We start from the raw sequence: 13,029 nt of genomic DNA, 5'->3' as shown, positions 1-13,029 counted from the left end.
CACCCGGAAGGTGCGGCCAAACAGGTTGAAGTCGTTGACGTAGAGCGAGCCGAGATAGATCTGCAGCGTGTTGAAGACATCGGGCAGGTTGAGGCCGAGCAGTTTGGCCTTGCTGCGGTCGAGGTCGTAGTTGAACTGTGGCGTCGAGGTCGAGAACGGCGAGAACAGCTGCTGCGGGTTGATTTCCGGCTGCTTGCGCGCCTCGGCGATCACGGCTTGCGTCGCATCGTTGAGGGCTGAACTGCCGCGGCCGGTCAGATCCTCGACGACGAATTCGAAGCCGCCCGTCGTGCCGATACCGGGGATCGACGGCGGATCGAAGCTCAGCGCGAAGGCTTCCGGGATCTGCATCAGCTTGCCGCGCACATCGGCGACGAGCTTCGATGCGCTCTGGTCGGGGCCCCGCTCCTCCCATGGCTTCAGGATGGCGAATTCGACCGCCGAATTCGATTGCGCGGCACTGGTCAGGAAGTTCAGGCCGCTGATCGAGCCGACGATGTCGACGCCGGGCGTCGCCTGCAGGATGTCGCGTGCCTTCTGCGCCACCGCGTCGGTGCGTTCCAGCGATGCGCCGTCGGGCAACTGGATGACGACGAAGAAATAGCCCTGGTCCTCGACCGGAAGGAAGGTCGAGGGCAGGCGCTGCCAGACGAAGTAGGTGGCGACCAGCCCCGCCGCGAACAGGCCGAGCATGATCCAGCGCAAACGGATGAGGATGCGCACACCATTGGCATAGGCGTGCGACAGCCTGTCGAAGCCGGTGTTGAACCAGCGGAACGGGGCGAACTGCGTTTCGCCGCGATGCCGCAGGAAGGCGGCACTGAGCGCGGGGCTCAGCGTCAGCGAGTTGAAGGCGGAGATGCCGACGGAGATCGCCACCGTCAGTGCGAACTGGTTGTAGAGCTTGCCGGAGACGCCGGGAATGAAGGCGACCGGCACGAACACCGCCATCAGCACCGCGGTGGTGGCGATGATCGGGCCGGTGACCTCGGTCATTGCGGCCTTGGTCGCCGCAAGCGGTTTGAGCCCGGCCTCCAGCTGTCGTTCGACATTCTCGACCACGACGATGGCGTCGTCGACGACGAGGCCGATCGCCAGCACCATGCCGAGCAGGGAGAGCATGTTGAGCGAGAAGCCGAGCATCTCCATGACGACCAGCGTCGCCACCAGCGACACCGGAATGGCGATGGTCGGGATGATCGTCGTGCGCCAGCTTTGCAGGAAGAGGAACACCACGGCGACGACCAGCACCAGCGCTTCGCCGAGCGTGATCAGCACGTCATGCATCGACGCCGAGACGAAACGGGTGGTGTCGTAGTGCATCGCATAGGACACGCCCTTCGGGAAACGGCCCGACAGCTCCTGCATCTTGTCCTTGACGCGCTGCTGCAGATCGAGCGCGTTGGAGCCGGGCATCTGGTAAACGGCAAGCACCACGGTCGGGTCTTTACCGAAGAAGGCAGACGACGAATATTGCAGCGCGCCGAGTTCGATGCGGGCGACGTCGCGCAGCCTGACCAGCGAGCCGGTATCGGTGTTGGCGCGCACGACGATGTCGCCGAATTCCTTGGGATCGCTCAAGCGGCCGACGGCGTTGACCTGCATCTCGAAGGCGGTGCCGGCGGGTGCCGGCGACTGGCCGATCTTGCCGGCCGCCACCTGGACGTTCTGTTCGGCGATGGCGTTTTGCACATCGACGGCGGTGATGCCGAGATTGGCGAGCTTGTCGGGATCGAGCCAGACGCGCATCGAATAGCGCCGCTCGCCGAAGATCTGCACGTCGCCGACGCCGGGCAGCCGCTTCAGCGGGTCGACCACCTGCAGATAGGCAAGGTTGCTCAGCGCCACCGGATCGACCGAACTGTCGGGCGAAGTCAGGTTGACGATCAGGACGAAGTTCGGATTCTGCTTCTTGATCGTCACGCCGCCCTGGTTGACGATCGCCGGCAGCGACGAGGCGGCCTGCGAGACGCGGTTCTGCACGTCGACGGCGGCGGTGCTCAGCGAATAGCCGACATCGAAGGTGATGGTGATGGTCGAGGAGCCGTCATTGGAACTCGTCGACGACATGTAGGTCATGCCCTGCACGCCGTTGATCTGCTGCTCCAGCGGCGTCGTCACCGTGTCGGCCACCACTTGTGCGCTGGCGCCCGGATAATGGGCGCTGACCACGACCTGCGGCGGCGTGATGTCGGGAAACTGCGAGACGGGCAGCAGGAAATAACAAATCGACCCGGCGAGCACCATGATGATGGCGATCGCCGAGGCGAAGATCGGACGGTGAATGAAAAAGTTTACCACGACACGCACGCCTCTCCGGCTGCTGTTGCCCGCCCGAAGGCGCTGGCAACCCTGGACAGCCTTTGGCCGCGCTTGTCACCGAGGCCGTCCCGCGAACGCAGCAACGGCACCTCGCCACGCTGCGTATCGGCGAGCGAGCGCAACATCGTCTCGAAGGCGCGCGGGTCGACGCCATCGGCTTTCATGACCAGCCGGATCATCGGATCCCGGACGGCTTCATCTATGGTAAGATCGCGGCGCTGTGGCATGGCCGGCTCCTTGTCTGTCGATTCGCAGCCCGTGCTCGCGAACCGTTTTCATCTCTTCACCGGCCGAGGCCGCATGATTGGCAGTTTCTCGCCCCTCTCGTCTGGCAGGGCCGTTCACGGCCTTGTTATTGACGGTGGACGATATAGGTGTTACCAGTAAGTAACATTCTGGAAGTTACAGACCGGTAACACCCTAGTCAAGAGGTGGCCGAGGGTTTTTTGGAAACGAAAGGAGATCATGATGGCAGACGGCATCGTGGAGCGCTCTCGTCCCCGGGATCGGATCCTGGAGACGGCACGCGACATGTTCCACAAGCATGGCATCAAGGGCGTCGGCGTCGACGCCATCACCGAAGCTGCCGGCACGAACAAGATGACGCTCTATCGTCACTTCGAATCCAAGGACGAACTGATCGTCGAATGCCTGCGCGCCAATGCGGCCAAGGCCGGCGCTATGTGGGAAGCATTCGAGGCCGAATTCCCTGGTGACAAGCTTGCCCAACTGCATGCCTGGGTTCGCAAGGCGGCTGCCATGCTCAATGCGGACGGCCGCGGCTGCGACATGGCCAACGCCGCCGCTGAGCTGACCGAGCCGGACCATCCGGCCAGGCTGGTGATCAAGGAGCTCAAGGAAGCCCAGCGCGCGCGCCTTGTGACGCTATGTCGGGATGCCGGCATTGGTCAGGCCGAACTGCTCGCCGATACGCTGTCGCTGTTGTTCGAGGGCGCGCGTGTCAGCGTGCAGACCGTGGGTACCGAAGGTCCGAGCACCCAGTTCGTGCGCATGGCCGAAGGGCTGATCGTTTCGTTCCGGGGCGCTGCCGCCGGTTGAGATTCGCCACGATTGTTGGCGGGTTACGGCTCTATGACGGAGGGCCGCGTACGCCGTTGACCCAGGCGGTATGGAAACTCCGGCGGCCAAACGAAAAAAGCCCGCTGCCGGGAGGAGGTGGCAGCGGGCTCGATTTTCGAATGTGGCGCGGGAGGAGGTGCACCCCATTCAGCGTCGGCATCGCATCTGGGAGGAGTAGATGGCCGACAACCAGAACCTACGAGTTGCCCAACGATTCGGCAACAAAGAAACTTGCATAGCTGCTGTGCAGATTTGCCGTGCCAATTATCATACAAATCCGGCAACAGGCATTTTTGCAGGCCGCCTGCTTCACTGCACCGGCACGTTTTCCCTGAAGATCAAGCGCGGTTCGATGAACTTGCGCGTCAGATAGGGTGCGGAGGAGGCAATCGAGCCGAGCAGGCGAATGACCGACTGCTCGGCGATCAGCCGCGCATTCTGGTCGATGACGACATCGGCGAGATCGTCGACGAGATGACCGCGCGTGTCCTTGGTCAGGTCGTGGCAGATGAACACCGGCTTGCGGTTCGGCCTGGCCTCGCGGATCGCCTTTGCAACGCCCGAATGTCCAGCTCCGACGCAATAGATGCCGAGCAACTCTGGCTCGTCGTGCAGTGCCTTCATGGTCTCGGTGTAGCTGGCATCGGGCTCGTCGTTGATCTCGACGGCGCTGCTGACGGTCAGATTGGGAAACTCCTCATTGAGCACCGAGCGGAAACCCATCTCGCGTTCCTCGTGGCCGCGATAGGAACGTGAGCCGACGACCATCGCCAGATGGCCGGTGCGGCCGCCAAGGAAGCGTCCCATCAGCAGCGCCGCCGTTCGTCCCGCCACCCGGTTGTCGATGCCGACATAGGCCGCGCGCGGTGCCGTCGGAACATCGGACACCAGCGTCACCACACGCATGCCGGCTTCGACGATGTCGCGCAGGATGTTGCGCGTACGCGGATGATCGACAGCGATCACGCCAACGCCATTGGCCCTGAGCGACAGGTTTTCGACAGCGCTCTGCAGCGCGTTCGGCGAGATACCGGCGAGATTGTGGATCCGGCACGAGGCGACAAGCGGCAGACGCGCGGCGTAGTCCTCGATATGCCCGGCGAGATCGCGCATGAAGGCATTGCTGCCGATCGGCAGCAGGAATTCGAGGTGGGCGGGCCGCGAGGGCAGCGTCACCTGATCGGCGACCGGCAGGTAGCCGAGTTGCTTGGCCGCCTCCATGACGCGCTGGCGGTTGGCCGCACTCGCACCCGGCCGGTTGTTCAGCACCCTGTCGACCGTTGCGGTCGACAGCCCGCAATTGCGGGCGATATCCGAGACGGTGGCTTTCATGCCGCTACCCACAGCCCGCATTGCGGGCAATATCCGAGACGGTGGCTTTCATGCCGCTACCTATGCGCCCTGCGATGCCGCGCCAGACAAGCGATGCGATCTGAGGCAGCGGTGATTGCCGCCATCACCCGACAGTCAGTGCGACGGCTTGCCATCGGTGATGGCATCGCGGATTTCCTTGTCCGACATGCCGGTGATGATCCGCTCTACCTCCGCCACGCTGGTCGTCTTCGGGTCGATGTCGTCGGCGACCACCTTGCCCCGGCGCATGACGACGATGCGGTCGACCACCTGGAAGACATGGTGGATGTTGTGGGCGATGAAAATGCAGGAGTGACCGGAATCGCGGGCGCTGCGCACGAAACTCAGCACGCCCTGTGTTTCGGCGACGCCGAGATTGTTGGTCGGCTCGTCGAGGATGATCAGGTCGCTGTCGAAATGCATGGCGCGCGCGATCGCCACCGCCTGACGCTCGCCGCCGGAAAGCGAACCGATCGGCGTCGTCGGCGGGATGTTCTTCGTGATGCCGACCTGCTTGAGCAAATCGCGGGCAACCGTGTTCATCGCCTCCTGGTCCATCCGGTTGAGGAAGCGCGGCGGCTTGATCGGCTCGCGCCCGAGGAACAGATTGCGGGCGATCGACAGTTGCGTGACCAGTGCGGAGTCCTGGTAGATCGTCTCGATGCCATGGGCGATGGCGTCGCTGGTGCTGCGCAGGCTCACCTTCTTGCCACGGATGAAGATATCGCCGCTGGTCAGCGGAACGGCACCCGAAAGCACCTTGATCAGCGTCGACTTGCCGGCGCCATTGTCGCCAAGCAAGCCGACGATCTCCCGTTCATTGACATGGAAATTGGCATCCTCCAGCGCCTGCACGCGGCCGTAGGACTTGCGGATGTTCGTCATGCGGATCAGTGGCTCGGCCATGGTTCAAGTCCCCGCCTGATGCCGGCGTTCCAGCCATGAATGCAGTGCCATCATGCCGAGGATGATGGCACCGATGAAGATGTTATAGGCAAGACCAGGCACGCCGATCAGCACGATGCCGTTGCGCATCACACGCAGGATCAGGATGCCGAGCACGGTGCCGATGATCGTGCCGCGCCCGCCGGTAAGTGCGGTACCGCCGATCACCACCATGGCGATGACTTCCAACTCATAGCCGGTACCGCTGTTGGGGTTGGCGGCGGACGTGCGCAACGAAGAGATGACGCCGGCAAGCGAGGCCATGACCGACGACAGCACGAACAGGCCGATCTTGACCCCGCTGACATTGACGCCGCGCGCCCGCGCCGCGCTCGGGTTGCCGCCGGCCGCCTGGATCCAGTTGCCGGTGCGGCTTTGCGTCAGTACGTAGCCGAGCGCGATCGCCGCGGCGATGAACCAGAACAGTGACATGTAGATGCGGAACGGGCCGATGAAGAAGTCGCCGACCAGCGCTTCCGCCAGCCAACTGCCCTCCGCACTCCAGGTGCGCTGGGGAAAACCGTCGGTGACGAAAAGGGCGGTGCCGCGCACCACCAGCAGCATGCCGAGCGTCACCAGGAAGGATGGGATCTTGAGCTGCGTCACGAACCAGCCATTGACCAGCCCGATGAAGGCGGCGACCAGCAGCGCGGCGACAAAGCCGGCTTCGAGCGAGGTCAGGCCGCTGTTGAACAGGGTCCACATCAAGACCGGCGAGAAGCCGAACAGGGAGCCGACCGAGAGGTCGAACTCGCCGGACGTCATCAACAGCGTCATCGCCAGCGCGATCAGGCCGAGCTCGACCGTGAAAGCCAGCGTGTTGGAGATGTTCTGCGGCGACAGGAAGTCGTGGTTGAAACTCCAGAAAACGGCGATCTCGACGACGAGCAGCACGAAAGGGCCGAATTCCGGCCGTGCGATCAGGCGTGGGACGAGCGAATGATTTTCCACAGGCAATCCGCGACATGAGTGGAAGGCTGAGCGTTGCACATCGCGTGCGAAGGGCTCGGCGAAATGGAGAGCCAGTCGCGACCGTTGGGCGGCCGCGACTGTTGAGATTGGATGTTACTTGCCGGACAGGATGTCGTCGTAGATCTGCGCGGTGTCTTTTTCATAGAGCGCGCCGGTGATGACGTTGAAGCCCGGAGGAATGCCGCCGGCGGCCATATTGGCCAGCGAAAGCGCGACATAGCTGGTCGCCTGCGGGTCCTGCCACTGGCCGGCATTGACATAGCCGTTCAGCACTTCCTGGGTGGTGTCGAGCGAATTGCCCCAGCCGACGACCGGGATTTCGCCCGGCTTGATGCCGACCTGGTCGAACACCCGCTTGATCGAGCCGGTGACGAGGTCGCCTAGGCCGATGATCGCCTTGACCTTGGCCTTGTTCGCCGTGAGGTAGTCGACCATGCGGTTGATCACTTCAGCCTGATCAAGCGTCGCTTCCGTGATTTCATACGTGATGCCGAGCGGCTCGAAGACGCTCTTGATGCCTTCCTCTTCCTGCACGCCATAGGTGGCGCCGGGGATTTCGACCGGCATCCAGACGAAGTCGCCCTTCTTCACCAGGCCCTTGTCGACCAGATACTGTGCCCAATGCTTGCCGAAGGTGACATTGTCGCCGCCGACATAGGCGTTGAAATCGGCTTTCGGATCAGGCGTGTTGAAATTGATGATCGGCACTTTCGCCGCACGCGCTTCCTTGACGATCTCGATCAGGCTGCCCGGATCGGGGCTCGTGGTGACGATGCCATCGGCCTTGGCGGAGAGGGCGGCGCGAACCGCTTCCTGCTGCGAGGCGACATCGCCGTTGTGGAACGAGGTGTTGACCGTGTTGCCGGTGTCCTTGGCCCACTGCTTGGCGCCGGCCAGGAAGTAGGTCCAGACCGGATCGGCCGGACCGCCATGCGAAATCCAGTAGAACGTCTTGGCCTGTGCCGCTGCTGGTACCACCATCAGCGCCACCAACAGGCCGTATAGAACGCGTCTTAGCCGTGTCAGCATTTGATTTCCTCCCGTTTGTAGATCGTCAGTTCAAAATCCGTCCCTTGTTTTGCGTCTTTTGCCAGCGCCGATCGGATGCGTCAGAGCATCCCCTTTTTCGACGGATGGCAAGCCTCCATCTGCCAGGCCTCCATCTGCAGGTGTAGTGGGCGCCTGACGGGGCGTCATCAGCCGTCCCATCAGATTGCATCAGTTGAGGTGATTTTCCGACTGTCGGATAATTGGTGTCGAGGCTAGCCGAGCAGATAGTCCTCGTCATGGTCGGCGCGCAGGTTGCTCCACAGCCGATCGGCCGCCAGGCGAGCAAGGCGATTTGTTCCGTTAGGTATCCGACAAATGCAGATGCTCGGGCACTCGCAGCATTTCGGCATTGGTGAGTCTTCCGCTGGTGAACTCTAGTCGGAGCCCCTCGCAGTATCCGATGGCTTCTCCCTCGATAGGACGTTTGCTGGCCATCAGGAACGCGACAACGCCGAGATCGATGATCCCACCGTGCGTCACCAATAAGCCCGTCGCTTCGTTGGGAACTCGGGCAGCTATGCTCGTCCACAGTCGCACTTGGGTGTTAGCAAATGCAATGCAGTCTACGTCCGATCGGAGTACACGTTCTACCTCCGCCAACGGGCTCGGCCACGAGATCGTTTCGAGTATATTTTTGGGAAGAATTCCAAGTTCGGCAATCAACTCATTTACTTCGAAACCCATCGCAATTGCGGTTTCGATTGCCCGTGGAATTTCGCTTGTGACAACAAGTTCATAAGAGTCAGCCCCTTGGGCTACAAACCGCGCTAGTTCGATTCCTTCTCGAGAAAGGTGCGCGCCAGGCTTGCGCCTCATGGTGTGCCGGCGAACATCAAGTATCGTCATTGGATTCCAGTCCGACGAGGTCACGAGTAATAAGGCGCCAACATTGCGTTGATGGTGGCCCTGGGCCAAGGCTTGGCTAAATAAGATCGGCCTTCGCCAGCTCCCGCATCAGATGGCTGGCGCCGTAGGTCCAGTGCGGGCAGTCTGGCGACAGCTGCACGCGGTTGACCAGCGCGCCGAATTTTTCCGACGAGATGGTGACGATGTCGCCGACCTTGTGGGTAAAACCCTTGCCCTTCTCGCCGCGATCCTTGGACGGAACGAACATGGTGCCGAGATAGAGCGCCAGCCCGTCCGGATACTGGTGGTGCGGCCCCATGGCCGCGGCGACCAGTTCCTCCGGCGAGCGGCTGATCTCGGCCATCGAGCTTGCGCCCTCCAGCGAGAACCCGTCCTCGCCCTCGACTTTCAGGCGCACGACGGCACGCTTGACGTCATCGATGGAGAATTTCTCGTCGAACAGGCGGATGAAGGGGCCAAGTGAGGCCGAGGCATTGTTATCCTTGGCCTTGCCGAGCAGCAGCGCCGAACGCCCTTCGACGTCGCGCAGATTGACGTCGTTGCCGATAGTGGCGCCGACGATCCTGCCGCTGGAGGCGGCGATCATGGCGATCTCGGGTTCCGGATTGTTCCAGGTCGACACCGGGTGCAGCCCGACATCGGCGCCGAAGCCCACCGAGGCCATCGGCTGGCACTTGGTGAAGATCTCGGCATCGGGGCCGATGCCCACTTCCAGATATTGCGACCAGGCGCCGCGCGAAATCAGCTTGGCCTTGATCTCCATCGCTTCGGGCGAACCGGGCTTCAGCTTCGACAGGTCGTGGCCGATCAGTCCGGCAATGTCGGCGCGGATGGCATCGGCTTTTTCAGCCGAACCACGCGCCTGTTCCTCGATCACCCGTTCCAGCAGGCTGACGACGAAGGTGACGCCCGATGCCTTGACCGCCTGCAGGTCGACCGGGGAGAGCAGGTAGGGTTTTGCTGGATCGCGCCCGGTTTCAAAACTGTTGGCGGCGATGTCATCGAGCGAACCGATCGGTCTGCCTTCGGCCGAGCGGACATGCCCAGCCGGGTCGGCCATCTCGCAAAGGTCGCGCATGGTCGGTGCCGTACGCGAGGTGATGTCGAAGACCGTGCCATCGCGAACCGTGACGACCAGCGGGTATGCAGCACCGCTGCTTCTGGCGCGTCCGACAAAAAGGCCCTCGCTGGGCAGGTGGGTCGGGTTCGTCATGGCGCTCTGTCCTCTTAGTGATCGGCAATGTGGTGAAGTGATCGACAATGTGGGCTAGCCGGATCGGCGTGGCACTTTCACCGGATTCCCGTCAAAGGTCTATCCCGTCGCAGGCGATCGGAACTCTGGGTCTCCGGTCGTCTCGGCGGCAGTCCACAGGCGAAAGCCATGGTGCTCTTTCAAAATTGTGAAATTCTGACTAGGATTTTCACCAATCGCAGCGCATTCAGGTGACCCTTGGCGACAGCATTCTCCGATCCCATCTGGCGCAGGCCGCAGGCAGCTTCCACGTTTCAATCGCTTCCCAATGGCGAACGGGTCGATCTCGCCATCATTGGCGGTGGCATCATGGGCTTGTCGACTGCCTTGCATGCCGCCCGGCTTGGCCTGTCGGTGCAGGTGCTGGACGCCGGCGAGATCGGCCAGGGCGCATCAGGCTTGAATGGCGGCCAGGTCATTCCCGGCCTGAAATACGATCCGGAATGGTTGCTGGAGCATTTTGGCCCGGAGCGCGGCGAGGCGCTTGTCAATTTCGCGGCGTCGACCGCCAACGCGGTGTTCGAGCTGATCCGCGACGAGAATCTGGCGGTGCCGTTCGTTCGAAATGGCTGGATCCAGGCGGCGCACACCGAGGCCGCGCTGAAGGCGGCGACGAACCGCGACCGGCAATGGCACGCGCGCGGTGCCGACGTCCGGTTGCTGAACGCAGCGGAGACCGCAGCCAGGACTGGCGCACAGGGTTATCTCGGCGGCTGGCTCGACCGCCGCGCCGGTGTGATCGATCCGCTCGCCTACACGTCTGAACTTGCCCGGGTCGGGACCGCGACTGGCGTGAGGATAGCAGAGCGCCAAAGGGTCGTGCGGCTCGCCAATGCCGCCGGTGTTTGGCGTATTTTGATCGAAAATGGCCTGGAATTGCAGGCAAAGGCGGTCGTGCTGGCGACAAACGCCTATACGGACGGTCTGATCCCCGGTCTCGCCCAGACGATCGTGCCGCTGCATTCCTTTCAGATCGCCACAGCGCCGCTGCCGTCCAATCTGGCGGCCACGATCCTGCCGGAAGGGCAGGCGGTGTCGGACTCCAGGCGCATCCTCGTCTACTACCGCAAGAGCGCCGACGGCCGGCTGGTGCTTGGCGGACGGGGCCGCATGGCGCTGCCGACGAGCGCCGGCGACTGGGCGCATCTCGAGCGTGCGCTGGTACGGCTCTATCCCTCGCTGTCCGGCGTTCCCATCGAGAAGCGCTGGTTCGGCCGGGTTGCGATGACGCCGGACCACCTGCCGCACATCCACGAGCCGGAGAAAGGCCTGCTCGCCGTGGTCGGCTGCCAGGGTCGTGGTGTCGGCCTGATGACTGCGCTTGGCGAGCGCATCGCCGGCTACCTCCAAAGTGGCGACGCCAGGCAATTGCCTTTCCCGGTCTCGCCGATCCGGCCGATCCCGTTTCACGCCTTCCGCCAGGTCGGCGTCGCCGCGACCATCGCCTGGTATCGCCTGCTCGATGCGTTGGAGCGCTGACCAGGGCGCTTTATCTCCTTGGAGTTCCGTTAGGGGATTCTGCTTGACAGTTTCATGGATATGAAAAACTCTAGGCCAATTTCAAATTTCCAATAGGCAGGTCGATGTCGACCCTAGTTGCAACATCAGCGCCAGAGGCCCGGTCTTCCCAGGGCTTCCGGGTCGCCATGCTGCTGCCGGGCGCGCTGGTCACCTTCCTGCTGATCCTGTTTGCGCTTGGCCTCGTGCTTTTCCTCGCCTTCCGCGGCAATGACGGTTCGCTGCTCGGCGCCGGTTTCACCGTCGCGAACTTCGTCACCGTGGTGTCCGATCCGCTGTACTGGACGGTGACGCTGCGCTCGCTGATCATTGCCGCTCTGGTCACGCTGGCGACGGTCGTCACTGCCTATCCCGTCGCCTACTACCTTGCCTTCCATACCGGCCGGCGGCGCGGCCTGCTGCTGTTCCTGGTGACGCTGCCGTTCTGGACCAGCTATCTCCTGCGCGTCTTCGCCTGGAAGATCGTGCTCGCCTACAATGGCGTTTTGAACTCGGCGCTGATCGAAAGCGGCATCTGGTCCGAGCCGACATTGGCCTTTCTCAACACGCCGGCCGCCGTCGTCGTCACGCTGGCGCACGCCTATGCGCCTTTCGCCATCCTGCCGATCTACGTGGCGCTGGACACCATCCCGAAATCGCTGATCGAGGCCGCTTCCGATCTCGGCGCGCGGCCATTCACCTCTTTCCGCCGGATCGTGCTGCCCAATTCGATGCCGGGCGTGCTGGCGGCAGCCCTCGTCGTCTTCGTGCCGACGGTCGGCGACTATGTCACGCCGGCGCTCGTCGGCGGCCCGGCCAGCACCATGATCGGCACGCTGATCCAGGCGCAATTCGGCAAGGCCAATGACTGGCCGTTTGGCGCAGCACTCTCCGTCGCCGTCATGCTGGTCATCCTGTGCGTGGTGCTGGTCGCGCGCTTCGCCGACCGCAGATTTGGCAGCCGCACATGAGCACTGCACGCACGCACGGAGGTGGCCGCTGGCTCGGCATGTATATCGCCGCCTATCTGGTCTTTCTCTATCTGCCGGTGCTGCTGATCCCGCTGTTTTCCTTCAACAACTCGATCCAGGCAGCGTTTCCGCTGCAAGGTTTTACCTTGCAATGGTACGCGACGCTGTTCGGCAATTCGGCGCTGACCGGTGCACTCTTGAACAGCCTCGCCATCGGCGCCTTCGCCGCCACGGGTGCGACGCTGTGCGGCATAACCGTATCCTACATGGACCTCTACGGCCGCTCGCCGCTGGCCGCCACCATCAGCGCCATCGCAAGGCTGCCGATCCTGATCCCGGGCGTCATCGTCGGCATATCGCTGCTGATCCTCATCAACCTCGTTGGTCTGGGGCCATCGCGCGTCGCCATCGTTCTCGGCCATATATTGGTGGCGCTGCCGACGACCGTGGTGATCATGCGCAGCCGCTTCGCCGCCATCCCGAAAACCATTCGCGAGGCGGCACTCGATCTCGGCGCCTCCGACTGGACGACCTTCCGGCGGGTCATGCTGCCGCTCAGCCTGCCGGCCATCGTCTCGGCATTCATGCTGGCCTTCCTGATCTCCTTCGATGAATTCATCGTCGTGTTCTTCCTGGCCGGCACCGAGCCGACGCTGCCGCTCTACATCTGGAGCCAGCTGCGTTTTCCCCGGTCGCTGCCGACGGTGATGGCACTGGGCA

The 13,029-nt window shown here is 62.9% G+C and carries 12 protein-coding genes; 4 read left to right on the top strand and 8 right to left on the bottom strand.

Annotated elements, in window-relative coordinates:
• Together EN884_RS07740 and EN884_RS07735 are read right to left on the bottom strand one after the other, a co-directional pair.
• On the bottom strand, positions 1–2,301 hold a 2,301-nt coding region (locus EN884_RS07740; RefSeq protein ID WP_164894947.1), incomplete at its 3' end, for an efflux RND transporter permease subunit.
• Positions 2,295–2,549: a hypothetical protein gene (locus EN884_RS07735; protein WP_024502614.1), complete on the bottom strand. Its 255-nt coding sequence runs from the start codon at positions 2,547–2,549 to the stop codon at positions 2,295–2,297. The genes EN884_RS07735 and EN884_RS07740, both read right to left, overlap by 7 nt.
• Positions 2,550–2,790: 241 nt before the next feature.
• Between EN884_RS07735 and EN884_RS07730 the strand changes: the two genes are divergently transcribed.
• Positions 2,791–3,381, top strand: coding sequence for a TetR/AcrR family transcriptional regulator (locus tag EN884_RS07730; protein WP_013532873.1), 591 nt, complete (start codon positions 2,791–2,793; stop codon positions 3,379–3,381).
• Positions 3,382–3,711: 330 nt separating this feature from the next.
• Here EN884_RS07730 and EN884_RS07715 read toward each other — a convergent pair whose 3' ends face one another.
• From EN884_RS07715 to EN884_RS07690, 6 genes are all read right to left on the bottom strand, one after another.
• Entirely contained in the window at positions 3,712–4,734 is a 1,023-nt protein-coding gene (locus tag EN884_RS07715) for a LacI family DNA-binding transcriptional regulator (RefSeq protein WP_063170185.1), read from the bottom strand.
• A gap of 135 nt (positions 4,735–4,869) precedes the next feature.
• Entirely contained in the window at positions 4,870–5,661 is a 792-nt protein-coding gene (locus EN884_RS07710; RefSeq protein WP_063167632.1) for an ATP-binding cassette domain-containing protein, read from the bottom strand.
• 3 nt (positions 5,662–5,664) lie between these two features.
• A complete protein-coding gene (locus tag EN884_RS07705; RefSeq protein WP_013532869.1) occupies positions 5,665–6,651 on the bottom strand; it encodes an ABC transporter permease in 987 nt (328 codons plus the stop codon).
• A 114-nt stretch (positions 6,652–6,765) separates the two neighbouring features.
• A complete protein-coding gene (locus tag EN884_RS07700; RefSeq protein ID WP_063167633.1) occupies positions 6,766–7,701 on the bottom strand; it encodes a substrate-binding domain-containing protein in 936 nt (311 codons plus the stop codon).
• Between the two features lie 321 nt (positions 7,702–8,022).
• Positions 8,023–8,568 carry a hypothetical protein gene (locus tag EN884_RS07695; protein WP_064995104.1) on the bottom strand — a complete coding sequence of 182 codons (546 nt, stop codon included), beginning with the start codon at positions 8,566–8,568 and terminating at the stop codon, positions 8,023–8,025.
• Positions 8,569–8,644: 76 nt separating this feature from the next.
• Positions 8,645–9,802, bottom strand: a complete 1,158-nt coding sequence (locus tag EN884_RS07690) for a fumarylacetoacetate hydrolase family protein (RefSeq protein ID WP_063167634.1) — start codon at positions 9,800–9,802, stop codon at positions 8,645–8,647.
• A gap of 237 nt (positions 9,803–10,039) precedes the next feature.
• Here EN884_RS07690 and EN884_RS07685 point away from each other — a divergent pair, with 237 nt between their 5' ends.
• The 3 genes from EN884_RS07685 to EN884_RS07675 all read left to right on the top strand — a co-directional run.
• Positions 10,040–11,320, top strand: coding sequence for an FAD-dependent oxidoreductase (locus tag EN884_RS07685; protein ID WP_063167635.1), 1,281 nt, complete (start codon positions 10,040–10,042; stop codon positions 11,318–11,320).
• Positions 11,321–11,424: 104 nt separating this feature from the next.
• The gene (locus EN884_RS07680) at positions 11,425–12,309 is read left to right on the top strand and encodes an ABC transporter permease (protein WP_063167636.1); all 885 of its coding nucleotides are present in this window, start codon (positions 11,425–11,427) and stop codon (positions 12,307–12,309) included.
• Positions 12,306–13,029, top strand: a 724-nt coding sequence (locus EN884_RS07675) for an ABC transporter permease (protein WP_164894946.1), incomplete at its 3' end; no start/stop codon positions are given. The genes EN884_RS07680 and EN884_RS07675, both read left to right, overlap by 4 nt.

The organism is Mesorhizobium sp. M7A.F.Ca.AU.001.01.1.1 (assembly GCF_004022735.1).
GTDB lineage: Bacteria > Pseudomonadota > Alphaproteobacteria > Rhizobiales > Rhizobiaceae > Mesorhizobium > Mesorhizobium ciceri.
This window is presented reverse-complemented; position numbering and strand designations above follow the sequence as displayed.